Consider the following 25,796-nt stretch of genomic DNA (forward strand, 5'->3'; position numbering starts at 1 on the left):
GATAGGATTAATTAAATATAAAGTTTTATCTATTCTTGCTGGATAGGCTCATGGTGGTAAATCAGCGTTTGGGGCATGGGGCTAGTCCAGAAAAGGAGAAGCTTCACCTAGTGAAGTAAAGACAAAAAGCGATGAAGTCGAGAATGGAGATATTTTGAAAAAAAACATTTTAATTGTTGGTGGAACATCAGGCGTTGGCCTTGAACTCGCAAGACACTACACGACTGACGGACATAATGTCTGCATCACTGGGCGCAAGTCCCCTAGTCTACCAGAAGCGACCTATCAAGAGCTTTCGATAACGCAAGATTCGGCGCAATTACCGCAGGACTTAGATCGTATTTTGGACCGTTTTGAAAATGTACATACGCTTGTTTATGCAGCTGGTTTTCTTCAGCGGGGCCATATTGATGAACTTAACGATGACGACTTGGGGTCTATGGTGAATGTCGGTCTATTGGCTCCAATGATGTTAATTCAACGCTTAAAGAACAGAACGAACCACCCTCTCAAAATTATGCTCATAACATCCAGTTCACAGTACACTCCAAGAGAGTTCGAGCCTGCATATTGTGCTGCAAAATCTGCAATGGGTATGCTTGGAGCGTCACTAGTTAGAGATAAAGGACTTGGCAAGGTTCTTGTCGCAGCTCCTTCTGGCATCCAAACACCTTTTTGGAAGAGCACGGACGAAGACACGAAAACAATGCTTGATCCACAATGGGTGGCAGACCAAATCGTAGATCTTTCCAGTGGCAATTTCAAATATAAGTACGCAAAAATTTTGCGAGATCCAGCTCGAGTAGAAGTCGTCGAATGTTTGAATAATGACCTAATAAGGATTTAGTTTTCTGTCTGGCAAAACTGAGCGAAGTCCAACAAAGGAGACATTCACCGTTGGACTATCAGTCGCTAACTGTGTTCGAGAGACGGCACAGAAATATTGAGGCAGTGTCTCTCCACTTTTCTTAAGCCAGTCCACAATGATCATGCCTTGATTAATATATCCCAACCTCTAAACTCCTAGCAGTCCCGGACTTCACGAGGCGTCGCCATGCTCTCAGCTGACTATATTGACCTTTATTGTGAACGGACTGCACCAGGCTTCTGGAACGAGCCTCTCAACGCACTGACCAATCTGAGCTTCATTGCCGCAGCACTCTTTGCGCTTTATCTGGTACAGCAAAGAGGACGACACCCAGACTTTGCGGAGCTTATCCTTATTGTGCTCGCAGCTTCTATTGGGGTCGGATCGTTCCTTTTTCACACACTGGCGAACGCTTGGTCTGAGGTTGCGGATGTCATCCCGATCTGGACTTTTGTTGCGTTTTACATCGTCACGCTGATTTATCGCGCAACAGGCGAAAACCTGTATCGCACGTTGAGAGACAGTTTTGTTGCACTGGGGCTTACCGCAATTATTTTTTGGTTTACCTCCAACGCGGTGCTGACTGAGACTGACGCAGGCCCTGATCCGTTCAATGGGTCCCTGCAATATTTGCCCGCAGTCGTTGCTCTGCTGGTGACGACTATGCTGATGTATATCCGCAAACATCCTGCCCGCCATTATTTCGCGCTGGCCACCATGACTTTTTTCATTTCGCTAACCTTTAGGACCATCGACCTGATCATTTGCAGTTATTTCCCCTTTGGAACACACTTTATGTGGCATCTGCTCAATGGTTTAATGATCGGGCTTCTGCTGGCCGCACTTATTTTAAAAATGCCGCCTATCCGCCTGAAAACCCGTCGGGATCAATAGCTAATCGTGTCGGCGGCGGGAGACCTGAACAAGAGAAACGCTGGCCGAAATTTCCTCTTGAGGGATGGCCCGTTTGTCCTCGGCACTCCAAGAAACTCTAACAGTTTGTTTCACTCAGGAGGTGAGTTATGCTTACAAAACAAGAAGAGTTTCTTTGGATTGTCCGAACTAAGTAACTCAGTAGCATTGGCATCGGACCCTGACTTGAAGGAAAAATACTTACACGAGTATTCAAGCACGGGAATGCGCATCACAATGCGTGAAGCAGATAGTTACCTCAAATCCTGCCCAACATGGTTCGCACGTTAGACTAATATAAGTAAAGGCACCTATGGGGCTAACTATCGAAACTATCTCAAAGAGAACTGTTATGAATTGCGGGTAATAAATCCAAATTTCTGTATGGAATTTGAACAAGAACGCAGATGCTGGTTTCCTGCAACCGGAGCATCAAACTCAAGTAACGCATTGTAAGCTCTAAAAAAACATCTCGACTGTAACAACCTTGTAATGACTGCACTTCAACCCGAATGAGAATATGTAGCATACGATCCGGATTGCAATAGCTACGAACAATTATTGAAAATAGTTCAAGTTAGAGCAGCCCATCCTGAGAAATTATTGGCTAGAAAAGGTCTGCACGTGTAATGAGTTATTTTGAAATAGTTGAATTAGACTATAACGGGAAGAAATACAGTGCATCGATAGAACAGCAAAATGGAACGGTTATCATCACCGCTATGCCGGAACAAGGCGAACTAATTTCCAATCATAGCCACTAATTAGGCCCTCCTCAGGCATTCGCAAAGCAACTATTGCGTGAGCTGATCAAGTATGGAAGGTTTGATTAAGAAGTACAACTAAGGAGCAAATATATTGGCCGTGATGGAAGTTGTGATTACGAGGGATAGTGTTTGTGCGGGTGATGATGTCTGGGCTCCACATACCGCTAATACCAACGGCACTTATAATTGACCTGTATGCGCCCAATTTCGTCTACCGATTGATGTGATTGTGTGGGGTTGTTGAATAAGCTTATTCCAAGCGGAACAGGCGGCATCGACAATTTCCTGGTAGTCTTGAAAGGTTCGGTTAGAGAGCCAGTTTTGCCGTAAGTACTGCCAAACATTTTCAACCGGGTTGAGCTCCGGAGAACGGGGTGGGAGCAGCAAGATGGTTATATTATCAGGCAACTTCAGTTTTGCCGTTGTATGCCAACCCGCTTGATCCATCAGGACCACTGCGTGCGCCCCTTTGGCGACGGTTCGGCTGATTTCTTTAAGGTGAAGCTGCATGGAATTGGTATTGGCTTTGGGCAAAACAAGTGCTGCCCCTTTGCCGTGGGCGGGGCAGATGGCCCCGAATACATAAGTTGATTGATAGCGCCCGTCGCTGGGAGCCCGTGGTCTCGTTCCTTTTTTTGCCCACCTTCTGGTGAGCCCATTTTTTTGACCAATGCGGGCTTCGTCCTGCCACCAGATTTCCATGGATGTTTGTGAGGGCAAGCGCGCTTTTATTTCTTTAAGCTGGGCATGGAAGTTTTTTTATATGTCTCCATAACTTGCTCGTCCTGTGCCGGGTGCTGTGGCCGAACGCTGACCCGAGAAAATCCCAGAACTCTGAGGAGGCTTGAAATAGCCCTTTCGCTATAGCTGACCCCAAACTTCTGCTCGATCACACCTTGCAGATCCCGCCGACGCCAGCGAATTACGCCGTGTTGTTGTAAATCAGGCCCAGCCTCAACCAGATCTGCAAATTCAGCCATTTGCTCTTTATTTAACCACCGGACACGGCCCGGGCTCTTACGATTGTACAGGCCGTGCGGCCCTTCTGCGTTAAACCGATGCACCCAGTCTCGCAGTGTTTGGCGGTCCATGCCGCCCATGCGTGCCGCCTCCAAGCGCGACAACCCATCATAAACAGCAGCAAGAGCAAGAAGGCGGCGGCTCTGCCTGACATCCTTACTTTGACAAGCAAGAGTTCGTAACGAAGAAGCATCATAGTCTCGGCGCAATGGGATCGCTGACATTGGGAATCTCCTTTCCCAATGTTGAATCACAATTCAAGTGATTTGGGAATCCTCATCCCGAGTCAAAAACAGGTGCCGTTGGTATAATATATCTATAGAAAAGACTGTTCCCCTTAATTCCATAATTGCGAAGTTACGAGAAAAGTACCCTCTTGCGAGTGTCAGTGGCGGACGACTTACTTGGACACTGGTTGTCAAAGAATCCTATACTATAAAAGCCCGCTTAGCAGTCTTTGGCCAAGATTGGACGGATATCCATTTTCTTGTTCCTGAGAATACTGATTGCAACCAATACATAAATGATGATGGAAAGTTATCGCTGCATTTTGAATATAAATGGGGTGTGTATCCCAGTGATGCCTATGTAGAATTATCATCTCTCGCTTAATTCGTTACAAAGTCCAAAAAAAGGAGAGTGACCTGGAACAAAACATTGAAAGCCCCTGCCAGAACCAATGCACACTTGATAAAGAACGGAACATGTGCAGTGTTTGTCTCAGAACTCTGGCTGAAATTACCATGTGGGGTAAAATGACTAACCAGCAAAAGCGATCGGTGCTTGAGGAGGTTTCATCCAGACGCTCGCACGAACAGCAAAAGGCTTAGACACGCAATGAGAAGACCATCGATATATTTAATAGGTTTTTTCATTCTTGTAATCGCTATGATTGTGGGTGTGATCTATGGATACATGGGGGGATCTGACTTCTCCAAGCTGGACGTCCAGTCCAATGGACCGCAAATAGTCTCACTGCTTGCCATTACGCTTGTGGTCAGTGCTGGACTACTGGCAAGGCGACCGGGGGTTTCTGTTATGCTGCGTTCTGCTTTTATCTGGATTGCCCTCGGCCTTGTTTTGGTAACTCTTTATGCATTTCGCGCCGATTTTGAAGTGGTTTCCAATAGGGTGATCGCCGCACTGGTGCCCGGAACAGTCGTAGAAAACTCCCAAGGAGAGATCACCATAAACAGGGATATAAGCGGGCGGTTCGACATCAATTCGGAAATAAATAATGCCCCCGTCACCCTTGTGGTGGATACTGGCGCAAGCTACCTGACACTGACCGAAGCCGACGCCAGAGCCGCCGGAATCGACACCCGCACCTTGAACTTTAACGTGCCTGTCTCCACCGCCAACGGTGTTGGATATATTGCACCGGTTCGCCTGCAGAGCTTGAGAATTGGTTCGGTTCAGGTTCCGGACGTAAAAGCCTTTGTGGCACAGCCAGATATGTTAAGCACCAGCTTGCTGGGCATGAGCGCCCTCAATCACTTCGCAAGCTGGCGTGTGGAAGGTGACACCATGATTTTAACTCCCAAGGCCGGTTACGTTCAAACAAGGCCGTAAATAAAGCGCCCGCACACAATGAGCAGGAAGACGCCGAAGCCTATTTCCAGTTTACGTTTTGGCATCTTATGAGCCACTTGCGCCCCCCATGGGGCGAGGGTTATGGAGGTTGGGATGATGATGGCGACAGCCAGAAGGTTCACATAGCCCAGAGAAAACGGGGGTAAGTTGGCGCTTCCCCAGCCTGCTGCAACCATTCCAAAAAAACCCGGCACAGAAATGAGAAGACCAACCCCTGAAGATGTCGCCACGGCCTGATGGATCGGCCTGCCACATAGCGTCATAAATGTGTTGGTTAAAACACCGCCGCCAATGCCCATGAGCGTGCTGAAAAAGCCAATAAGTGCGCCAATAAACGCCCGCAACGGATTGGTGGGGACGTCACTTGCCAAGCTCCAGTTGTCCCTGTTTAAAAGCATGCGAAGAGCAACCGCAAACGCAATCACGACAAACACTATTTTCAGCTCGCTATCAGAAGCTTTTGACGCAAACCAAGAGGCCAGCACAACGCCGATTGGCACCGCAATGACCCAGCTTTTTAAAAGGTCCTTATCTACAGCCCCCTTTGCACGGTGGGTCATGAAAGAGCGGATGGAGGTGGGAACAATCACACCAAGGGATGATGCAACGGACACATGCATGATAACTGAGGGGTCCACTCCAACAAACCCCAGTACGCTCACCAGTACCGGAACCAGAACCGCACCGCCACCTATTCCAAACAACCCCGCCAGAAACCCTGAAACAGCGCCCGCCACCAACAAAGAGCTTGCAAGTACCAGCGCCTCACTCCAGACAATATCCATTATTTCCATCCCCCAAAGGGTGTGGGCCTGCGCCCAAAAATTCCAATAAACTGCGGTATATTATAGGGTTGCCAGAATGTCTTCCTGTTCTTCTACCCCATACCCGATTGAAGCCGGGCGCTCCACCGCTTCCAGTGCTTCCTCAAGCACTTCAAGACCAGCCCCCGCCTTGTTGGCACCCACTGTCAGAATTCTTCGGAAGTGACGGGCACCGGGAACTCCTTGATAGGAGCCAAGCATATGGCGGGTTATATGGGACAGGCGCGTACCTCTGGCCAGCTCGGCTTCAATATAGGGAATATACTCGCGAATGGATTGCGCCGTGCTGTTCTCATTTGGGCAGGCTTCGTAGATACGCTCATCAACATGGGCCATCATGGCAGGAGATTGATAGGCTGCACGCCCCACCATAACCCCATCCAGATGCTTCAGATGTTGCTCGCACTCCTCCAAGGTCTTGATACCGCCATTCACTCCGATGAATACATCAGGGTTCTGCTTCTTGAGAGCATAGACCAGTTCGTAATTCAGCGGCGGAATATCACGGTTTTCCTTGGGGCTCAGCCCCTTGAGCCACGCTTTGCGCGCATGAACCCAGATGGCATCGGTACCAGCGTCAAGAACCTCTTCCACCAGTGCGGCCAGAGCTTCCTCTTCATTCTGATCGTCAACTCCGATGCGGCATTTGGTGGTGACAGGAATATCAACCACCTCCTTCATGGCAGCAATACACTCGCCAACCAGCTTGGGCTCCAACATCAAACAGGCGCCAAAGCGGCCATTTTGCACTCTGTCAGAGGGGCACCCAACATTCAGGTTAATCTCGTCATACCCCCACTCGGCAACCATGCGGGCAGCCTTCATCAGGTCCTTCGGGTCCGATCCCCCCAACTGGCAGGCCACAGGATGCTCACTCTTGCCAAAGTCCAAATGGCGCGGTGCATCCCCATAAAGCAAAGCTCCAGTGGTAATCATTTCCGTATAAAGCAGCGCTTTTCTGGAAAACTGACGGTGAAAGGCCCTACAGTGACGATCAGTCCAATCCAACATGGGCGCCACGGAAAATACGGGTTGGCCGACTTCGTAGAGTTTTTGTTTATTTTCCATCGGTTAGCCCTCTTGCCCCCTGTGCATTTCCGGTGCTTTGTTATGCATTATCTAGCATTTATATAAACATAAAGTATGACATGTCATACCACTTTGGGCACCATGGGAACCGTTAGGAAACGTTAAAGAAAAGATGGCGCAATTGCTTGCAATGCTCTCATTTCCATCAAACCTAAAGGAACTGCGGTGCACCTTGAAGCCAAGACATTCGACACAAAACGGCCGACAAGTGCACGGCTGGCACTACGCGAGGAAGAGTTAGAAAAGCCCGACACTATTGGGCAAATTAAAATTCCACGCGGCACTCTCGGCGTTGTAATAGACAGGTACGTTGCCGAACACAATAAGGAAATGAGAAAAACAAAAGCTCAAATTCCGCGCGTTATCTAAACAGAACATAGCATAGCAAACCTAGACTGCACCGCGATCCGTTCACGCAATCTTATCTCATTCATCCAAGAACTATGTAAGCAAGTACAATCTTAAGCTGTTGGAAATTGCATAGCACACCTTTATTCCGCATTCACGAACACCAAACCCCTGAGAGGTCAAGAGCTTGACAAACAGGCCTTGAAAGATGTGTAAACTGCTGGCTTTAATGAAAAATTATTCAGCACCCTGCTGATTTTGAGAAAAGCATCTCTTACCAAATAACAGGTGTTTGCTGTCTGCATAATTCTAAGTGTCGTGTTCAGAAGACTTTGGTTCCACAAGTTCCTTAAAACCTGATCCTGAGCCCACCGTTCAGACCGTTATCCGTGGTGTTCTCACTGAACAGCCCGTCATAGCTCAGCGTGGCTCGCACATTTGCATTCAGGTCAATAGAGAGCCCTGCCTCGACTAGGGCAGTGTCGCGGGAAAGTGAAATGCCTTTGATGTTGGAAGTATAGTTCTGGTTCGCTAGAATATTCTGGGTTCCGGCGGTATCATCACCAAAAAGATGCTGCCAAGAGGCGCCAAGGTTCAGGGCAACGGTGTAGCCTGAGGCGTGAAAGTCCTTTTTAACCCGGGCTCCAATGTTGGAAAAGTACACCGCCTCCGCGTCCGGCGACACCTGAAGGAGCGCATCCCCGCCGCCCTCCTGAAACGAGGTGGCAGTCTGCGCTACAAAGGCGCCGCCGACAAAGGGTGTCAGCTTGGCGAGAGGCGTTTCGAAACTGTGAGATACCTGTCCGAACAGCTGGAAGGTGCTGGTGGTGTAATTGCCATCAGGATCATCATAAAAGTCTCCATAGGCAACGGTACGCTCCGCATCCACAAAGGCGAGTGAGTAAGCTGCGCCCAATTGCAACTCCGCCCAATCAGCCTGCAGCTTCCCATAGGAGCCAAGGTGGAGAGAGTTGGTATTGGCTGACGAGTTGCGCCGGCTCACATCATAGCTGGCGTAGCTGTAGCCGGCCAGCAGCCCTACGCGGAGGCGCTCGGCGACCTGCCCATCAACACCGGCAAAGAAGCCGCCGGTGTTGCGCGTGAACGCGGCTGCGTTGCTGGAGCCGTCCCATTCGGCCCATGAGCCAAAGCCTTGCGCCCAGCTGTAGCGCCCCTCATCGGTAGCCTCCTGCGCCCAGACCGCATCCCTTAAGAAGCGACTGTCCTCCAGCATCACACTGGTGATCGAGGCGTAAACGTCCCCGCCCAGCAGGTCCAGCGCCTGCCGGGTGTCGGCGGGGTCCAGAAACATCATTCCGGAGTAGACCGGCGAATAGGTGGCGATCAGCTCCCCCACACTGGCCCCGGCCTCGGCAGCAGCCAGCTGCTCATCCAAGGATTGCAATCGCAGCGCGTCCACCGCTTTGGCCACTTGATACTGATTGGCTGTCTGCGCCACACTGGCCACCGAGGCTTGGGTGTTGGCGACAGTCAAGGTGAGGACGGTACTGGTCTGGCTCAGGGCCGGGACGAGGTAGCTGGGATAGTTGCCATTGGTAACCGTGCTTATGGTTCCAGACAGGGCTCCGGCCTGCAGAATGTCATAGCTTGTGGTCTTGGCATAGGGCTCACTTTGATTGGCAAACAGCACCACACTGGAGCTTTCTGAGAAGTTGGCTGTGCCTCCTACGCTGATAAAATCGCTATCACCAGTGCCAATGATGTGCACATTGTAGACCGCGCCACCGCTGCTGTCCCCTAAAGTTAGGTCACCAGAAACCGTAAGCGTGCCTCTGGTACCAAAGTCATCTCCTGGAGCCACTTGCGAACCAGCTGCAAAACTTGCCGAGCCAATGGTTCCGCTGCCCCCCAAATAACCACCTTTATTAACTTCAAAGCCACCGCTGGCGGTACCATTTGCAAACAGCCATACCCCGCCATCACCACTGTTCGGTGAAATGGTTGATATCACATTGCTCCCCCAGTTACCGGTCATGTGTGTGTTGCCTGCTTCCACCTTGACGGTCCCGGTTTCGGAAATATCCGTACTGAATTCGAGGGCGTCATCGGTGGGAGCTGTATGATTGAAGACGACGGTTCCTGTTCCACTCCCAAATTTTATTTCTGAAGCTGAAAGTGTACCAGAGGCAACAGCCGCATCACCACTTGCTGCCCCCATAGTCAGTATGCCGGTTGACCCTGAGTTTTTTGCCAACTCAATTGACGAGGAATTTTTAGTGAAAGAAAGCGCGGAACCATCTTGAATTTTTAAAGTCCCAGAGCCAGAAACACCAATACTCAAACTATTGGAAATAGTAACTTCAGTGCCTGCGCCCTCGACAATAAACGTTCCTTTTGAGCCACTTAAATTCCCAAGATCTAAGTTGTTAGTTGTCACTTGAGCCGCTGATTTGACGCTATATTCTCCGGTTCCAGAATCTCCCACCGTGGTGCTGCTAATTGTTCCACTTGCGCTATTAAGGAACTCTACGACGCCAGAAGAGTCTTCTTGTGACCCAATTATCAAGCTATCAAAGGTCGCTATGCCTGACTGATCGACAGTGAGTGTTCCCGTGCCCGCATCCCCTACAGTTACGGTATCAGCCTCTAAACTGCTTCCACTACCTTCAATTTGCAAAAGTGCATCCAAACTGCCGGTTTTATCTACTGTCGCGTCTCCATCTATCTCGACGGTTGCTTTTGGAGCGAGGGTCCCACCATTGATTTGGAAGTCAAATGAGCCAATAGACATGTCCTGTGTTAAATTGGTCGTGCCAGACAAAGTCTGCAGAAAAACCGTCGGTCTTCCAGTAGGTACTGTTGCATCAATCACGTTATCGAAATCATAATCCTCATCGGAGTGATTAAAGAGAATTACATGACTGCCCCCGCCAATTTGGATTTCTTCGGAAATAAGTTTACCAGCGCCTACGGGGGTAGTGCCTTCACTCGCCCCAAACACAAGCGTTCCGGTAGAGTTTGAGTTCGCTCCCATAATCACATTCCCACCAATATCCAAAAGGGCACCCTCAGACAGAACAACCGTTCCCGTTCCCTTTGACGTAATAATGAAGTTATTTGTAACATTAAACTTTGTGGATGATCCGGATAAGGTGACAGTGCCATGTCCGTCCCTATTATTTGCAATTTCGACTTTCTTTACTGACAATAATGCACTGGAATTCAGGTTAAGGTTCCCCGTTCCAGATGCTGCCAAATTGAAATCCTCATCAGCAAAAAATGACGTTTCAGTACCCGTTATGTTTAGGGTCACAGTACTTTTAGAGCCGTTGGCGGCAACAACATTATTGGTTACGTATCTAGCTCCATTGATTAAATTTAGAGTTGCTGTAGCAGTTTCCCCCACAGAGGTCTGGTTCTTGACAAACATATTAGTTGGAAGCCTACTATAGTTATTTCCGTCAATCGTTATTGTTGAATCGTTGTCCACGTTCAAACTGCCCGTGATAAGAGCTGCCCGATTTGAGAGTTCAAACTCAGAGGCTCCCGCAGCTCCTATATTGAGTTCGCTGTCAACGGTGACTTCTGAGTTCAATCCGGATACTGTTACTTTTCCTGAACCCGTCGAGGTGTTTCCTACAAACAGGTTATTTGTCGAAAAGGATGCTCCTTTCTCGATTGTCAGGGACGCTGAACCTGAATTTCCTATAATTGTCTTGCCACTTACATTTAACGTAGATACGCTCTCGGATTCTGCGTCCAGCCCAGAAACTCTGACGGCGGAAGTATTGTCCGCAGTCAAAGAACCCAAAGATGCGCTAGCCCCATTTCTCACAATGAGCCTAGCAGGTTTGGAATTACCAATAACAGCAGAGTTATTTATGGTTAAAGATGATCCTTCATCTTCAATATGGAGAGTTCCAACGCCGGTTGCATGCTGTGAGAGTACAAGACTTGACGCCGTTACAGCAGCGCCATCACTTATTGTAAACTCTCCTACTGAGGCGCTGCCAATAACAAGTCCTTTGTCGACAGTTACAGTGGAGCCGCTATCGGTTATAGTGACTGTTCCCTCTGACGCAAGATAACGCCCTACCGTGAGGCTGCCAGCAGTCACAGCTCCAGCATTGCTGACTGTAAGACTTCCCGTTCCTGAAGTTCCTACATAGGTATCGCCATTACTGTTTAAGAGGGAGCTGCTGCCATCGACCTCTACTGTGCCGCTTCCGTTGGAGGAATACCCAACATCGAATGAACCCGCTGAGTACTCCCCGGAATCGGTAATACTAAGACTGGCTGTTCCTGAATTTCCTATATAAGTATAACCACTGCTTTTAAGTAGGGAACCGCTACCATCGACCTCTACTGTGCCGCTTCCGTCAGACGAATGCCCAACTTCGAATAAATCCGCTGCGTACTCCCCGGAATCGGTAACACTAAGACTTCCCGTTCCTGAATTTCCTATATAAGTATACCCACTGCTTTTAAGTAGGGAGCCGCTGCCTTCAACCGTTATAATGCCACTTGAACCGGATGCCTGCCCCGCCTCCAAAACATCTGTTTCGGTTTGCCCCCCACTTGTTACATTCAAGGTCCCGCTTCCATTTTCCCCAACATAAAATAGGTTGGTGGACTTAAGGAAAGCATCTGCCTCAGCTACATCAATCGTGGCGGTATCTTCTGCTGATTGGGAAATATAAACATTGGAGTAAGTCTCTGATCCTGAAATATCGGTTGTTCCACTGTTGACAACAAGGTCAGTAGCCTTACCACTCACAGGAGCGAAACAGGTACTTGTTATAATTACTAACGGAATTTCATAGATTAACTTACTTTTAAAATGGCGCACACTCATGTATACCACTCCATTTAAATGTATATATCACATTTAAAATCAAGACATACTTATAATATTACAATGAAATATAATTCTATATTAATATTAGATTTGTTATATTTCTGCTTATCATCATTTTATATTGTTATATTATTTATATTGCTTGAACCTAACAATGGAAAAATGATTAAACAGGAACATCAGTCCCACTCCATTAAAGGAGGGAATACCGCGCCATGCACAACCGTGCCGAAGCCGACAAGCTGCGCCTGTCTACTGAAGCTTAAGGCAAACGTAGCCTCAACGAGGCTGCTAGCTTTCTAACTCCCGACCAGATTGCCATGCAGGTTAAATGGCTCTGAGTGAAACCCTACCAGAAATCATCGAGGAGTCAGTCAGGCCTATGGAGCGGATCAATGGCATCAAGATTTTGCTGGAGGGTGGCCTACATGGACCCAATGACGGAGCCGCCGCGCAAATCACAGATAGAGGGTCCAACTGCGCTTTATTCGACCAGCGGATCAACCCGGCCCTCAAGTACTGCACGCAGGCACCACTGATGGATAACCTCTTGAGTAAACCGAGCATTCCCGAGGCTCGCTCCAATCTTCAAACAAGGCTAGGGCCTTTTTTAAAAGTTACTCTCTCCTACCCCCGTTTGAATTATCGAAGGAAACAGGAGAAAGAGGTTAAAGCAGTGAGCTATTTCAATAAAACGTCTCACTGCTTTAACCTCCTATTTAGCCGCGTAGCTTTAGCCGCCGAAACTGAAGCCACCAGAGCGGGAGCCAAAGCCGCCACGTGAGGCAACTGATGTTCGTGTTTGGACCTTGGGTCGAATGACCTTTTTGGTAACAGCTTTTGTGGAGACCTTTGTCTTATAACCCGATGTCACTGGCCCCAGTTTGTAGCCGGAGGATGTATAGTAGCCCCCTCTGCGGTTTCTATATGCAGGGCGTGCCAAATCCCCTATTCCATCAATCACTGCAGACGTAATCATACCGGCAAGAAAGTAGCCACCTACATTTGGCGTATAATAGTCTGTTCGGATTGATCCTTCTGGTTTATGAGGCGAGCACTGATTACTACCGTGCTGTTCCTCACATAAACCGTTACTCTCATAGCGCGGCGCAGTTTTCTCATGCCGCGCTTCGCCCTCAGCAAAAGCCTGCTCACACTGTGCTTTTGTAAACACTTCATCTCTTTGGCATTGCCCAAGGGAGGTATAAAAGTGTCCTTCCTCTTGTGGCTCCGCACCACACCCAGCAATTGCCATCGTGGTGGTGGCCATCATGACCAGCTTTAGTTGGCCTGAACGTTTTCTCATGATCGCCCCTCAATACGTCATTGAGGCAGCATTCAGCCAGCCAACAGCCAAGGAAACGGTCGCCAAATGGATACCGATTGCGATTTCACCATCTTCAATCCGCTGTGACACTTTCGGGTAAAACAGCCTGAAAACGAGATAGGTTATAATTTGTACAATACCGGCAATTACGCCCCAGACCAGAAAATCAACGAGGTCCACAGAGTTGGCGGCAGCACTTGCAATGGGAAGGGAAAAGCCCAGCATCGCCCCTGAAAAGGACAATGCAGCACTGATATTATTTTGCTTAATGAGCGCCATTTCCCGATGGGGAGTTATACGCGTATAAATTATACAAAAACCAAAAAGTAGAATAAGGGCGCTTGCAAAATACGCCAGAAAAGGAATAACGCCCATCAATGAGCCTTGTAAGTCAGTCAAAAGAAACTCCATATTTATAATATCTTAGGCATGATATATCCATTTGAACTCACGCCATGCCCCAACTCTTTATTTTGCAAACTTTTGTTGCCGGATTGAACCCAGCCAAAGCCAATGCGCACTAGATGATTAAAGAATGCTTTGTGAGAGCCCGGCCCACCATGTGGGTTACACAGCGTTCCCCGCCTTCCGGTTCTTCCATATTGACCAGCAGCATTTCGTCTTCCCCATCACTCAAACGGCGTGCGAACAACATTGCAGATTGAAAGATCGCCTTTTTGTCAGTCATTTGGCGATCACTGTAAACACTCTCCCAATACGACATCGGGTCTTCTGGCTGGGAGGAGCTGTCAAACCAAGCACGCTCATATAAGAGCTCACCGTCTTCACAGGGAAGGCGATACGAAGTCTGCTTTATTCGTTTGCCGAACTCGTCCCATTGCACCTGCGTTGAAGGGTATTGCACATCATAGTAGCTCCAGAGCATAATTTCATCGATGCGCGTGTCTTCGCGTCCGTCGCCGCCCTGAATTTGCAACAGGACACTATCGTCATCAGGGTAAAACCTATGCAGGTGGGACTGCTCTCCAAGGTCGCAGTGTCCCTGAGCCACAATGGACATGGCATTTTTGGGAGCCGCTATCAGACAGTCACTTGGCCACATTTTGAGAGTCAGTGGATCTACCTTGACTGTGCGCCCTATAGTCAGCTCCGAAATTTCCGGCAGCGTTGGCGTGGGTTTACGATTAAGCCACTTGAACATTGAGATCCCCCATTATATTTTCCCAAAGCTTTGAATTGATGCGCTTTTCTGCGACATAATAGAGCACAGATCCATGAGGCATTTCTTCGGGAAATGGCCTGAAGCAAATATCGCTTGTTTCTGCCTTTGAGACGGCCAATAACGTCGTATCCAGTTTATTGAGGGCCAGCTCGATAGCAGGCAGGGGTACGGCGTTTGAACCTTCGATCTTCTTGGAATATATTGTCGAGTTGAGTGTTGCAGAGCTCAGCGCCATAAGGACACGGCTTGAACCTGGGTCTTGTGCGGCACGAACCAGAGATTCGGTTGCCCGTGAAACCACCGCTTCAATATGGGCTAGATGGGAAGCCCGCCGGGCCGTGTCACGATCATCAAAATATGCTGCAACGTGGACATCTGGGTTAAGCTCCCGTATGGCCAAACAGATATTGAAGGTTTGTGCGTCTTCATCTGTATAAATAAGCACTTTACTTGCGTTAGTTACGCCCGCACGCTTTAGGGTGGCGATGGTGTCCAGACGTTCAGCGCGAACATAACGCACGCCATCGGGAACAGGTATTCCCGTTCTATTGGCTAGAAGGATGATCGCGCCTGGACTTGCCTGCCCTGCCAGAAGATCATTGATCATGACCTCTGTCTTTTCGGGGTGGTAGCCAATGATGACGGTAGCTGCATTCACCCTTTCAAAGTTCCCGTGGCCATCAACCATAAGACGTACTCCTTGAACAATTTTGCTGGTTATCTTGCTGAGCATCGCTGTAAATACAAGCAAAGCCCCCGGAAAAAACCATATGGCTGCCACCAGCTTGCCATTGGTTGTTACGGGAGACATATCTCCATAGCCCACTGTTGAGGCTGTTGTTGCAGCAAAATACAGATAATCAATCAGGTTTGATGTAAGAGCCTGCTCACCAGATATGTAGAACAAAAACCAGGATAAAACCAGATAACCAAGAACCAGAGCGAAGAGTGTCCACCCTCTCACCTGTACCATGTGCTCATAAAGTCTTGAAAATAGTCTTAGAATCATCGGCAAGCCATTCATTCACCACTGGGCACAAAAGTTACTGGGAGTTCCTACGGGGATTTATCTACTGCATCTTGTATAATGAACGAACTGTAACCATATTCCGTCCAATCTTGTCAATGTGAACCGGTTTAGAAAAAGCGGCATACCGGTCTATGATTTAAAGGTAGCAACAACCACTGATCTTGATTAGTCTTTGAGTTCTTTAAGAACTATTAGAAATTGCAGATGCAACACGAAGTGATTTTGTCCGGCAATGAATAGGGAGAAAGCAATAACTAGGCCAAAGTTAACAGCTAAACAGCGTGCAACGGAAAGAAGAAATTTCCTGCACTCCAAAGGCCTAGGCAGAGTGGAACTGTGGGTCCCATCCCAACATATTCCCCTAATGCATTTTGTGGCATCTCGCCTACGGGATCACGCGGTGATTACTATCAGCCCTGGACAACTTAATACTGACCCGTTCCCCGGGAAACAATATATGGAGTTATATGAAATGGAAGCCGTATCCTCTCCTTGGAATATCTTCAGCTTGAAGGAAGCTTTGGAACGCAGCGAAGACCTTTTGGATGGCGAGTTTGAGCTAACTATCAACGAAGGGGCAGAAGCTGTTCTGGAAGTTATTGTGGAAGCTGCCGGAGGCACACGGTTGTTTGTGGCGATCAATGGTGAACAGGTTATCACGTCAACCGTCTTATGGCCCCGTGATGCCATCGATGACCCTGCCGCATTTGAGGCCATGATGCTGCGTAGCCACAAGAATTTACTGCCGCTGTGTGCTCTGTCCATCGACCGTGTTGGAGATAGGGAATACTATGAGCTGTTCGGATCCATGTCTGCTCGTTCCTCTTTACATTCCGTGATAACGGAAATGCGCACACTGGCAAACAATGCCATCGAACTTGCCAATGAAGTGGGACCAAAAGCCACCGTTGCTTAAAGATTGCAGGGAGATAAACTATGAGTGTTTGGGGCAAACTATTTACAGCCTTCAAGGGCCGCGCCAATGATGCGGCAGAAGCCATTCAAGATGCCAACCTGATGACCATTCTGGATCAGGAAATTCGCGAAGCAAAACAAGCCTTGGCAAAAGCCAAGGATGAAAAAGCCCGCATGACTGCCAACATGGTCATAAAGGAAAAGGCCATCACGGAAATTGAAACTGAAGTGGAGCGCAGGACGGAAGCTGCCCGCAAAGCCAAAGGCATGGGTGACGAACCCCTGGCCGTTGAAATCATACAAAGCATCATCAAGCTGCGGGAAAAGTCTCTGGATGAAGACAAACAGAGGCAGCAGTATCAGCAAACAGTTGAGAAGATGGAAGCCTCCATTCGGCAGGCTCAAAATAACATCGACAACCTGAAGCGTAAAATTGAAAGTGCCAAAGCCAATGAAGCTTTGATTTCCGCGCAAAAAGCAGCTTCTTTGAACACAACGGCGTCAAATGGAAAACTGGCCAGCGCTGTCGACAGTCTGGACCGACTTGAGAAACGTCAGGCCCATCAGCAAGCATTGCTGGAAGCCGCAGAACAAGATGCACGAGTGGAAGCTGGCGTTGATCTAGAAGAAAAGCTGCGCAAGCTTGAAAGCCCAAATCAAGGTGATGTCCAAGCCCTTCTTGCCAGCCTTTAACAGAACGACAATCAAATAATGAAACGCATTCAACTACCCGAGCGGAAGAACTGGCGACAACAGGCAAAAGAACTTGGGTTTATCTTTCATAGTATGAACCAAGAGCCATACTGGGATGAAACGAGAGCCTATGTCTTTACAATGGATCAAGTTGAAAGTGATCTAGAGGACGTTACGCAGGAGCTATATGGCTGCTGCCTCCAGCTTGTCGATCGGGTGGTTGAAAGTGAAGAGCTTCTGTCAAAGCTCATGATCCCGCAGGCCTACTGGGACTGGATCAGGAATTCATGGAAATCTGGAGACCCGTCCCTTTATGGCCGGTTTGACTTCCTCTACGATGGTTCTGGACCGGCCAAACTGCTGGAATTTAATGCAGATACACCCACCTCACTCTATGAGACCGGTTTTTTCCAATGGATGTGGCTGGAAGATATGCGCGCAGCAGGTGATCTGCCTGCCAACAGTGACCAGTTCAACTCCGTACAAGACAAGTTGATTGCCCGTTTCTCCCAGATTTTTGAAAAGGGCTGCCATCTGCACTTCTCCTGCTGCAAGGACACCATCGAAGATCGGGCGACCTTGCAATATCTGGAGGACTGTGCAAGGCAGGCCGGGCTTTTGACCCACTTTGTTTATCTGGAAGATGTGGGGGCAGATGATCAGTACCGGTTTGCCGATCTGGACAATACTGTCATTGATAACTGGTTCAAGCTTTACCCGCTGGAAGACATGTTCCGGGAAAGCTATGGCCCACTTCTACCCAAAACACCAACGCAGATTTTTGAGCCCGCTTGGAAGGCAATTCTCTCTAACAAAGGCATACTGCCACTTCTTTGGCAAATGTATGAGGGGCACCCAAACCTTTTACCCTCATCCTTTGAAAATAAAGATGGCGGCGTTGATCTAACGAATGCCTACGTCCGCAAGCCCCTCTTCAGCCGTGAAGGGGCCAATGTGGAAATTTTTCGCAATGGCGCTTTATCAGAATCCGAAAAGGGCCCCTATGGGCAGGAAGGCTATATCCTTCAGCAGTTCAAGGAGGTCCCCAAATTTGGACAGGACCATACCGTCATAGGTTCCTGGATTATTGGTGAAGAGGCCGCAGGGATTGGAATCAGAGAAGATCATTCCTTAATTACCCGTGACACCTCGCGCTTTGTCCCCCACTTGATACTGGATTAGCGATCCTATCATTGATTGACAGTGTACCTCCGCCCAAAAAGGGAAAGTCTACGAGTTCCCAGCGCTTTTAGTATCTCCTTGAAAGCCGCAAAGATCAGCTGCAGTTTTCATGCAGCTGACTTATACCAACGGCACTTATAATTGACCTGTATGCGCCCAATTTCGTCTACCGATTGATGTGATTGTGTGGGGTTGTTGAATAAGCTTATTCCAAGCGGAACAGGCGGCATCGACAATTTCCTGGTAGTCTTGAAAGGTTCGGTTAGAGAGCCAGTTTTGCCGTAAGTACTGCCAAACATTTTCAACCGGGTTGAGCTCCGGAGAACGGGGTGGGAGCAGCAAGATGGTTATATTATCAGGCAACTTCAGTTTTGCCGTTGTATGCCAACCCGCTTGATCCATCAGGACCACTGCGTGCGCCCCTTTGGCGACGGTTCGGCTGATTTCTTTAAGGTGAAGCTGCATGGAATTGGTATTGGCTTTGGGCAAAACAAGTGCTGCCCCTTTGCCGTGGGCGGGGCAGATGGCCCCGAATACATAAGTTGATTGATAGCGCCCGTCGCTGGGAGCCCGTGGTCTCGTTCCTTTTTTTGCCCACCTTCTGGTGAGCCCATTTTTTTGACCAATGCGGGCTTCGTCCTGCCACCAGATTTCCATGGATGTTTGTGAGGGCAAGCGCGCTTTTATTTCTTTAAGCTGGGCATGGAAGTTTTTTTATATGTCTCCATAACTTGCTCGTCCTGTGCCGGGTGCTGTGGCCGAACGCTGACCCGAGAAAATCCCAGAACTCTGAGGAGGCTTGAAATAGCCCTTTCGCTATAGCTGACCCCAAACTTCTGCTCGATCACACCTTGCAGATCCCGCCGACGCCAGCGAATTACGCCGTGTTGTTGTAAATCAGGCCCAGCCTCAACCAGATCTGCAAATTCAGCCATTTGCTCTTTATTTAACCACCGGACACGGCCCGGGCTCTTACGATTGTACAGGCCGTGCGGCCCTTCTGCGTTAAACCGATGCACCCAGTCTCGCAGTGTTTGGCGGTCCATGCCGCCCATGCGTGCCGCCTCCAAGCGCGACAACCCATCATAAACAGCAGCAAGAGCAAGAAGGCGGCGGCTCTGCCTGACATCCTTACTTTGACAAGCAAGAGTTCGTAACGAAGAAGCATCATAGTCTCGGCGCAATGGGATCGCTGACATTGGGAATCTCCTTTCCCAATGTTGAATCACAATTCAAGTGATTTGGGAATCCTCATCCCGAGTCAAAAACAGGTGCCGTTGGTATTATACTCGACTCCAAAATAGCCAAAACAGCAAGCTCTCTATCCGCTCGCACATTGGCAGGTACTCTTCCACTCGAAAGAGTGGCCGACAGAAAAAGTTATGTGCTTATGTGCACCCTCCTCCTCGGGCAGCTGCATGAGCACCATCTTCCAACGGGTTTCCATAGGGAGCGTTGGGGTTGCCGGAGTTGAAACACGACCACTGCGGATTTCCAGCTATAGCGGAGCTAAGCAACCCGTAGATACCTCCCAAAATCCACATGGGAATAAACGCATCTCCAAAATAGGTATATTGACGGGAATGATAGAGCTCGTGTGCGAAAAGTGGATCGTTTGTGTTGCCGCTCCAGATATTAACCGAACCACCCAGCGTCACCGCTGAGAACCCTGCCCCGCCCGCATTATGCTCAAAAGCGATAACACCGCCGCGGAACCATTCAACCCGTCCCCACAGACCAAATCCAATACCGAAAAATCCTATTAACAGGCCGATGGTGGTTGTTAAGGGCGCGCTCGCAAATTTAATGGCAAAGCTTAAGAAACCGAGGAACCTGTCCCCTGCCCCATTTCCCATGGAAGCTTGATCCAGAGCGCCTGTTATCGCCGGTTTTGCCAGCATGGCAGCGCCCACGATTAAAGCCCCCACAGGCCCCGTGAGTGTCCACGCAGCCCAAATAGTGGCCGCCCCCATAAGGCCGGACATAATGAACTCGCTCCACTGAAAGTCTCCACCAGAAACGGCCCAGTTAATAACGTAGGAAACAGCGCCCACCACAAACCCGACAACTGCAACTATGGCATCATCAATGCCAAACCACAGCCCATAAGGATCTATCATGTTCAACGGGTTGTTCAATACATAAGTATATAGCTGCAGACTGCGCGGCTCATTAAAGAACTTATCCGGCTGCTCCTCAAGATAATAGGGATCAGGCGTCAGGAACCGCCCCAGTTCTGGAAGGTAGTAGCGCCCTCCAAAGAAAACCAGTTTTGGGAGTTCATCAAATTTTTTGCCGTTATAGCGGAACGGACCTTCGATCGCACCAGACTTGGATATCTTACCAAATGCGTAATAGGAGGTTTGGGCGATAAACGCTCCTGTCTGCAACTCCGAGCTAGCCACATGGGAACCCAGATGATCCTTGTGATAGACTACCCCGCTGCCATTTTGCCGGATCAAAGCAATCTGCTTGTTTTCATCAAATACCATCTTAGTGGCTGTCATACCCTCAATCAGATAGATATCATCAAAGTTGAACTGACTATCCGTGACCGCGCCAACCGTGACACGGGTTACAACCCGATTGCTGTTGTGATCATATAAATGTGTCACAACCGTTCCGTTGGTGTGCTCTACCCGTATCAAGCGATTTCTTGCATCAAAGGTAAACTGGCAATCTGGTGTTGCTGTTATATTTCCAGCGTTATCATACGTGTATCCCGCAGGTATTCCATCTATGGCAGAAAGTCTGTAAGGGTGGGCGGGGTCATCATGCTCTAAAGCTAGGTGCCCGAAACTTTCCGGGTAACTGGTAATATTTCCATTTGCGTCATAACTGTAATCATGGGTATAGGCGCCATTCTCGTCCACTCCGTTTTCCTGAAGAAGTTGAGAGAGGGAATCATAGGTAAAGTCGCGCGCTGTTGAGAGATGCCCCGGCACATTTGCACTATCCGTGATAGCGCTCAAGCGTCCCAAGGCATCATAGGTATTTGTCGTATCTTGATAGGTTATGGTGCCATCGGGAGAGCTGGTTTTTATGCGCAAGAGATACTGAGAACCCGCCGCATATTCATATTCGGTAATTACACCGGAGGTATATTCTATGCGTTTACGCCTGCCGGTGGCTGTATAGTCAATTCTGTCAATAACCCCGACAATGGAAGTTATCAAACCACCATCGTTATAGGCAAAGTCCTGCTCGAAACCATCGGGGTAAATAATCTTGGTAAAGCGTTTCAAACTATCTGTTTTATAGGTGACAGTCTGCTCTTGAGCTAAGCCGGGAAAGATCCGCGTTTTGGTTTTGATACAGCCACATCGCCCATAAGTGTAGCGCACTTCCCCAAAGGGGCCTGTTACTTTTGTCAGTTGCCCCTTGGTATGTTCCTCTCCAGGTTCCCCTTGATCATAATGGTAGGTTTCTTCCAGCGTTCCTGCTGGACCCCCATGGCGCAGCTCCAAAATGCGGCCCAAGGCATCGAAGGTGCGGTGTACCCTTGCCCCGTTGCCGTCAACCCGCTCAACCAGATTTCCCGCAGCATCATAAAAATAAAGCTGGGTGCCTGCATCCCGATATACGGATTTAATCCGCCGGCCCAAACAGTCATAAGTATTTTGTGTGTGAACATCACCGTTTACACTCACCTGCACCCGTTGACCTGCCGGATCGAACTGATTGCGGGTTGCATAAGTGCCCGTCTCGGTTCTTTCAAGAACGGCCACCACTTGCTCTTCCGGGTCCATCCAGTCAGAGCGAGGGGTATCACTGGCATTTGCATTTGGCGTAAGGCCCAGATCGCTTGGGTCAAAATGTCTGGTTTCCCCAAGAGTGTACTGTGAGCGATAAGGGAGACCTTCCCAGTCTAAGCGTTGCGTACTGCGGCCCAGTGCATCATACCTGTAACTGGTAAACAGGTTGGGGTTGGTTTGATCTGCAAGAGAAAAATCCATACCAATGCCAAAATAGGGCTCGAACTCTCGAATAGGCAGGCCGCGTACATTGTAATCCTTGCGACCACTGACCAGAATTTTGCCATCCTCCGCCTCGGAGCGGGTTTGCAGGACTTCACCAACACCATCAAAATATTCAACCTTCGTGTGCTGCGCTCCCCCCGGCTGGCTGCGTGTTAACGTAACAGTGTGGGGCGGACTGGCACCTTCTCCATATTGGTGTTCCAGATAAGGTTGGCCGGAAAGGTCATCATACCGTATTGCAGTAATCAAACGCCCAGCGATATCATAGTCAAACAACTGATCAATACCGTTTTGATCACGGTAACTGGTCATGGAGCCGTACTTATACTCATACTCAGCGCTCACACTGCTGTTGTTGGCCAGAGATACCATTGCAGGATAAAGGCCATGTGCGTCAAAGGTAATGTGTGTTTCAAAACCTCTCGCGTCTTTTCTGCGGGTTAGAATGCCGCCCGCACCAAAGCTTTGTGCATTATCGTCTACAAAGAAAACCAGACCAAGCTCTGGATCGTTCTCCTTTATATACCCATGAGCTGCCAGACCCGCATCATCCAGCCCCAATGTATTGTGGGCAGGCAGCAGAGCCAGTTTGCGCTCGCGGCTAATATTTCCATTTGAGGCGTGTCCCTCTGGCAGACCGAAAAAATCCGGCCCGTCATAGTAGGTAATGGATGCAGACAGGATCGCCCCGTTGCCATCGCGAACCACAGTGCGGACAGGTAGGCCTACAAGCCACTCGGCCTCATTGCTGGTATGGGTCGTGGACGTTACAAGAACAGATTGCTGCGGTGTACCTTCATCATCCACCCAAGACGATGTCTTCCGGGCAAGCGAGACGTTGCCAAAAGCATCATAGCTTTGCTCAATCCGTATCTCATTGGCGGTCGCCGAGCGCTCAATCTTACGGCTGACTTTTTCAGTCTCAGCCACATGGCGAATACTCTGCCCATCTGCCGACTGGCCAACCTCGGACACCGCATAAGTGACCTCTTCTTCTGAAAACGGTCGATGGGCATTGGGGGTATCATCCTCGCCAAATACGCGGGTCAGAAACGAGCGGTGGCGCAGCGCAATATCTTGCGTATGGAAATAACTGGTTGTGCGGAGCGTGGGGACCGTATCATCACCTATGTCGCGCCGCTCTCCTTTACCAAACCCCGCAAAACGGCGTGTTTTACCATCAAAGTGGCCATTCCAGTAAGAAAACTCACTGCGGGAAGTCACACCCGTATGGGGGTCGGACACTTCAAGAGCCCGCACAACGGGCACAGGAAATGGCAGGAAACCAGATCCTTCTATATCCGGATCATCCTGATCTCGTTGCCAATCGCAGGAACTTGCATAACTCAGCTGCGTTTCAACGCCTACATTATTGCGGATAGATTTGAGCAAATAGGGTTTACTACCAGCACATAGATCCAGATAGCGATAGGCTTGTGACTTGCGTAAACTGGCCTCATAACTCCACAGCACCCCTTGCGTGCCGGTGCCCTTCATATCCGCAATGAGGATTGCCGCATCAGCCAACGGCGGAGTGCCGGCAACAATCACTGGATCGCTGAACCCATTACCGGAACGATTGATCCAGATATAAATCCGGTCATAATCCACATAGAGGATATCTGCTGCCCCCGAACCATCCACATCAGCCAGAAACAACCGCGCAGGGTCATATCCACGTGGGAGGACCGGAGCATTTGTCATCCGCCGCCGTTCTCCCCACCGGCCGTACCCCAAATTGGGATAGTAGAAAACCGACCGACTATAGACAGCTACGAGATGGGAACGTCCATCGCCAACGACATCTGCAAAACGAATGTGAGGGTCTGCCAAGTCAACATCTGGAAACACTTCCAGATCATGTTTGCGCAAGGTCACGGTTGGGTTTTGCTCCCAGCCTCCTGCACCTTTGTTGTAATAATGATAAAAGCTTGTCCGGTCCGCACTTAGCAAATCAACCCGCGCGTCACCATCAAGATCAAGCAATCTATTTTGCGCACCGGCAAGTCCGCTAGAAGGGCCGTGACGGTACCGCGTGCGCTGCCCCCAGCCTTCTCCCGGTTTATTGGCATAGTAACCTGTCAAAGGTCCTTGGGCTTCAACAAGGTCCGCAGTTCCATTGCCATCCATATCTGCAAACAGCATTCCACCACTGGCAAGATCTGCAAAGGGCGGCAGTTCATCCAGCGTTTTGGGGGCTCCCCACCCATCCCGACCGTTATTTGGCCAGAATCTGGCCTTGCCGTCATTCATCTGAATAATCCCAGGGCGCCCCGTCCCTGCATAATCCAGCAGGGTCGTGTCGGAGCGCGAGAGCGAGGGAGGCAATGCAAGGCCATCATCTAGAGTTTCTAACTGACGGGCATCGGGCTTAAAGGAGGCATAGGATAGCTCAACAGGCGGCAATGGCATTTCGGAGATCGGGCCTGCCGAAATGGGCTGATCCTGCGCCACCAGCTGTACTTTTGTGAGCAACGAAAGCCCGCTGTGTTCGGCTTGACTATAGTGAAGGCGATAGGTCTTAACGGCCTGTCGGTGAGGCTCATTCAGGAAAAGGTCGATTGAACGGCAGCGCATGGTTGTGCGAATTTCATAGCCAGAACGGAACGTGGAGAAGGGATCAGGGCGCTCTTCGTATTTAAGCACCAATTGATAAATCGCGTAGTCTACTGACTTCAGGTAGGCTTGTCCCTTATCATTCTCCCATGAAAATGTGATTGTATTGCCATTAATATCTTCTATTGCATCAAGGTGCCATTCACGCACCTTTCCATCTCGTCCACTACGAGACGTGGCGCTTATTCCGAAGGTCAGGGTCTGCCCCTGCTTCGTATTCACTTCCCAGCCAGCATCTGCGGGAAGTTTTTTGATACGTGAGAACTCTGCCTCGGCAAGCGGTCGATAAAGCCCACCGCCGATTGCCACCAACTCGCGCCCATCCATGAGAAAATCCGGATCTCCGCTATCCGAAGGGTCTGGCAGTCTGCGGTCAAAACTCGCGGTGATAGATGGAAGGCGAAGGCTCCAACCCAAACCATAGGGGCCCATACCATGCCCACTGGTGTATTTTAGAGCAAGGCTGGGGGTGTGGTCATTCACTCCCTTAGGCAGTTTGATCGGGATCTGGTAGAAGCCTGATCCCGTGTTCAGGTTGGTCTGAAAACTCTCATCAATAGAGCTTTGTGCTCCTCCCCCTTTTGGAAGGGGGAGGATTGAGCTCTCTGTTCCCGACGGGGCGGCCATGAC

Annotated in this window: 19 protein-coding genes; 9 read left to right on the forward strand and 10 right to left on the reverse strand. The window is 49.4% G+C overall.

Features of this window, described 5'->3' with window-relative positions; all coding sequences use genetic code 11:
* The first annotated feature begins 154 nt into the window (after nucleotides 1-154).
* Entirely contained in the window at nucleotides 155-847 is a 693-nt protein-coding gene (locus tag P6574_RS11040) for an SDR family NAD(P)-dependent oxidoreductase (protein WP_310620333.1), read from the forward strand.
* Nucleotides 848-1,054: 207 nt separating this feature from the next.
* Nucleotides 1,055-1,762: a ceramidase domain-containing protein gene (locus tag P6574_RS11045; protein WP_310620334.1), complete on the forward strand. Its 708-nt coding sequence runs from the start codon at nucleotides 1,055-1,057 to the stop codon at nucleotides 1,760-1,762.
* Nucleotides 1,763-2,727: 965 nt separating this feature from the next.
* On the opposite strand, the gene P6574_RS11050 is transcribed toward P6574_RS11045, so the two are convergent.
* Nucleotides 2,728-3,791, reverse strand: a protein-coding gene (locus tag P6574_RS11050; protein WP_310618446.1) for an IS630 family transposase whose coding sequence is annotated in 2 segments (ribosomal slippage) — nucleotides 2,728-3,308 and nucleotides 3,308-3,791 — 1,065 coding nt in all. Because the reading frame shifts where the segments join, the coding sequence is not laid out codon by codon here.
* A 432-nt stretch (nucleotides 3,792-4,223) separates the two neighbouring features.
* Here P6574_RS11050 and P6574_RS22115 point away from each other — a divergent pair.
* Nucleotides 4,224-4,397, forward strand: a complete 174-nt coding sequence (locus P6574_RS22115) for a DUF1289 domain-containing protein (RefSeq protein WP_405048143.1) — start codon at nucleotides 4,224-4,226, stop codon at nucleotides 4,395-4,397.
* A 58-nt stretch (nucleotides 4,398-4,455) separates the two neighbouring features.
* Nucleotides 4,456-5,139, forward strand: coding sequence for a retropepsin-like aspartic protease family protein (locus P6574_RS11055; RefSeq protein ID WP_310620335.1), 684 nt, complete (start codon nucleotides 4,456-4,458; stop codon nucleotides 5,137-5,139).
* Here P6574_RS11055 and P6574_RS11060 read toward each other — a convergent pair.
* Nucleotides 5,124-5,945 (reverse strand): sulfite exporter TauE/SafE family protein, encoded by an 822-nt coding sequence (locus tag P6574_RS11060; protein ID WP_310620336.1) that lies wholly within the window; start codon nucleotides 5,943-5,945, stop codon nucleotides 5,124-5,126. The two genes, P6574_RS11055 and P6574_RS11060, sit on opposite strands and share 16 nt — an antisense overlap.
* Before the next feature lie 60 nt (nucleotides 5,946-6,005).
* Nucleotides 6,006-7,052: a tRNA dihydrouridine(20/20a) synthase DusA gene (gene dusA / locus P6574_RS11065; RefSeq protein ID WP_310620337.1), complete on the reverse strand. Its 1,047-nt coding sequence runs from the start codon at nucleotides 7,050-7,052 to the stop codon at nucleotides 6,006-6,008.
* A 186-nt stretch (nucleotides 7,053-7,238) separates the two neighbouring features.
* On the opposite strand from dusA, the gene P6574_RS11070 reads away from it, so the two are divergent.
* Nucleotides 7,239-7,442, forward strand: coding sequence for a hypothetical protein (locus P6574_RS11070; protein WP_310620338.1), 204 nt, complete (start codon nucleotides 7,239-7,241; stop codon nucleotides 7,440-7,442).
* A gap of 328 nt (nucleotides 7,443-7,770) precedes the next feature.
* Here P6574_RS11070 and P6574_RS11075 read toward each other — a convergent pair whose 3' ends face one another.
* Nucleotides 7,771-12,237, reverse strand: a complete 4,467-nt coding sequence (locus P6574_RS11075; protein WP_310620339.1) for an autotransporter domain-containing protein — start codon at nucleotides 12,235-12,237, stop codon at nucleotides 7,771-7,773.
* 334 nt (nucleotides 12,238-12,571) lie between these two features.
* On the opposite strand from P6574_RS11075, the gene P6574_RS11080 reads away from it, so the two are divergent.
* A complete protein-coding gene (locus P6574_RS11080; protein WP_310620340.1) occupies nucleotides 12,572-13,024 on the forward strand; it encodes a flotillin domain-containing protein in 453 nt (150 codons plus the stop codon).
* Here the strand turns inward: P6574_RS11080 and P6574_RS11085 are convergent.
* The 4 genes from P6574_RS11085 to P6574_RS11100 all read right to left on the reverse strand — a co-directional run bounded on the left by P6574_RS11085 (nucleotide 12,974) and on the right by P6574_RS11100 (nucleotide 15,723).
* Nucleotides 12,974-13,546 (reverse strand): DUF1190 domain-containing protein, encoded by a 573-nt coding sequence (locus tag P6574_RS11085; protein ID WP_310620341.1) that lies wholly within the window; start codon nucleotides 13,544-13,546, stop codon nucleotides 12,974-12,976. The genes P6574_RS11080 and P6574_RS11085 overlap by 51 nt on opposite strands.
* 9 nt (nucleotides 13,547-13,555) lie before the next feature.
* The gene (locus tag P6574_RS11090; protein ID WP_310620342.1) at nucleotides 13,556-13,966 is read right to left on the reverse strand and encodes a DUF350 domain-containing protein; all 411 of its coding nucleotides are present in this window, start codon (nucleotides 13,964-13,966) and stop codon (nucleotides 13,556-13,558) included.
* 121 nt (nucleotides 13,967-14,087) lie between these two features.
* Nucleotides 14,088-14,729 carry a DUF2491 family protein gene (locus P6574_RS11095; protein ID WP_310620343.1) on the reverse strand — a complete coding sequence of 214 codons (642 nt, stop codon included), beginning with the start codon at nucleotides 14,727-14,729 and terminating at the stop codon, nucleotides 14,088-14,090.
* Nucleotides 14,713-15,723, reverse strand: a complete 1,011-nt coding sequence (locus tag P6574_RS11100) for a potassium channel family protein (RefSeq protein WP_310620344.1) — start codon at nucleotides 15,721-15,723, stop codon at nucleotides 14,713-14,715. The genes P6574_RS11095 and P6574_RS11100 overlap by 17 nt, the downstream gene beginning before the upstream one ends.
* A gap of 514 nt (nucleotides 15,724-16,237) precedes the next feature.
* On the opposite strand from P6574_RS11100, the gene P6574_RS11105 reads away from it, so the two are divergent.
* Genes P6574_RS11105 through P6574_RS11115 form a run of 3 tightly spaced genes read left to right on the forward strand, consistent with a single transcriptional unit; the run spans nucleotide 16,238 to nucleotide 18,570 of the window.
* The gene (locus P6574_RS11105; RefSeq protein ID WP_310620345.1) at nucleotides 16,238-16,696 is read left to right on the forward strand and encodes a YjfI family protein; all 459 of its coding nucleotides are present in this window, start codon (nucleotides 16,238-16,240) and stop codon (nucleotides 16,694-16,696) included.
* A gap of 20 nt (nucleotides 16,697-16,716) precedes the next feature.
* On the forward strand, nucleotides 16,717-17,388 hold the full coding sequence (locus tag P6574_RS11110; RefSeq protein ID WP_310620346.1) for a PspA/IM30 family protein: 672 nt from the start codon (nucleotides 16,717-16,719) through the stop codon (nucleotides 17,386-17,388).
* A gap of 18 nt (nucleotides 17,389-17,406) precedes the next feature.
* On the forward strand, nucleotides 17,407-18,570 hold the full coding sequence (locus tag P6574_RS11115; protein WP_310620347.1) for a glutathionylspermidine synthase family protein: 1,164 nt from the start codon (nucleotides 17,407-17,409) through the stop codon (nucleotides 18,568-18,570).
* 135 nt (nucleotides 18,571-18,705) lie between these two features.
* On the opposite strand, the gene P6574_RS11120 is transcribed toward P6574_RS11115, so the two are convergent.
* A protein-coding gene (locus P6574_RS11120) for an IS630 family transposase (protein WP_310618446.1) occupies nucleotides 18,706-19,769 on the reverse strand; the annotation gives its coding sequence in 2 pieces (ribosomal slippage) (nucleotides 18,706-19,286 and nucleotides 19,286-19,769; 1,065 coding nt in all).
* Between the two features lie 189 nt (nucleotides 19,770-19,958).
* Nucleotides 19,959-25,793 carry a toxin TcdB middle/N-terminal domain-containing protein gene (locus tag P6574_RS11125; protein ID WP_310620348.1) on the reverse strand — a complete coding sequence of 1,945 codons (5,835 nt, stop codon included), beginning with the start codon at nucleotides 25,791-25,793 and terminating at the stop codon, nucleotides 19,959-19,961.
* Nucleotides 25,794-25,796: the final 3 nt, after the last annotated feature.

The organism is Pseudovibrio sp. M1P-2-3 (assembly GCF_031501865.1).
GTDB classification, from domain to species: Bacteria; Pseudomonadota; Alphaproteobacteria; order Rhizobiales; family Stappiaceae; genus Pseudovibrio; species Pseudovibrio corallicola.

Coding starts and splice junctions, on each gene's coding strand:
- P6574_RS11110 (WP_310620346.1), top strand. CDS start 16,717: ATGAGTGTTTGGGGCAAACTATTTACAGCCTTCAAGGGCCGCGCCAAT.
- P6574_RS11080 (WP_310620340.1), top strand. CDS start 12,572: ATGGCTCTGAGTGAAACCCTACCAGAAATCATCGAGGAGTCAGTCAGG.
- P6574_RS11095 (WP_310620343.1), bottom strand. CDS start 14,729: ATGTTCAAGTGGCTTAATCGTAAACCCACGCCAACGCTGCCGGAAATT.
- P6574_RS11125 (WP_310620348.1), bottom strand. CDS start 25,793: ATGGCCGCCCCGTCGGGAACAGAGAGCTCAATCCTCCCCCTTCCAAAA.
- P6574_RS11045 (WP_310620334.1), top strand. CDS start 1,055: ATGCTCTCAGCTGACTATATTGACCTTTATTGTGAACGGACTGCACCA.
- P6574_RS11060 (WP_310620336.1), bottom strand. CDS start 5,945: ATGGATATTGTCTGGAGTGAGGCGCTGGTACTTGCAAGCTCTTTGTTG.
- P6574_RS11115 (WP_310620347.1), top strand. CDS start 17,407: ATGAAACGCATTCAACTACCCGAGCGGAAGAACTGGCGACAACAGGCA.
- P6574_RS11085 (WP_310620341.1), bottom strand. CDS start 13,546: ATGAGAAAACGTTCAGGCCAACTAAAGCTGGTCATGATGGCCACCACC.
- P6574_RS11100 (WP_310620344.1), bottom strand. CDS start 15,723: ATGGTACAGGTGAGAGGGTGGACACTCTTCGCTCTGGTTCTTGGTTAT.
- P6574_RS11055 (WP_310620335.1), top strand. CDS start 4,456: ATGATTGTGGGTGTGATCTATGGATACATGGGGGGATCTGACTTCTCC.
- P6574_RS11105 (WP_310620345.1), top strand. CDS start 16,238: ATGGAGTTATATGAAATGGAAGCCGTATCCTCTCCTTGGAATATCTTC.
- P6574_RS11075 (WP_310620339.1), bottom strand. CDS start 12,237: ATGAGTGTGCGCCATTTTAAAAGTAAGTTAATCTATGAAATTCCGTTA.
- dusA (WP_310620337.1), bottom strand. CDS start 7,052: ATGGAAAATAAACAAAAACTCTACGAAGTCGGCCAACCCGTATTTTCC.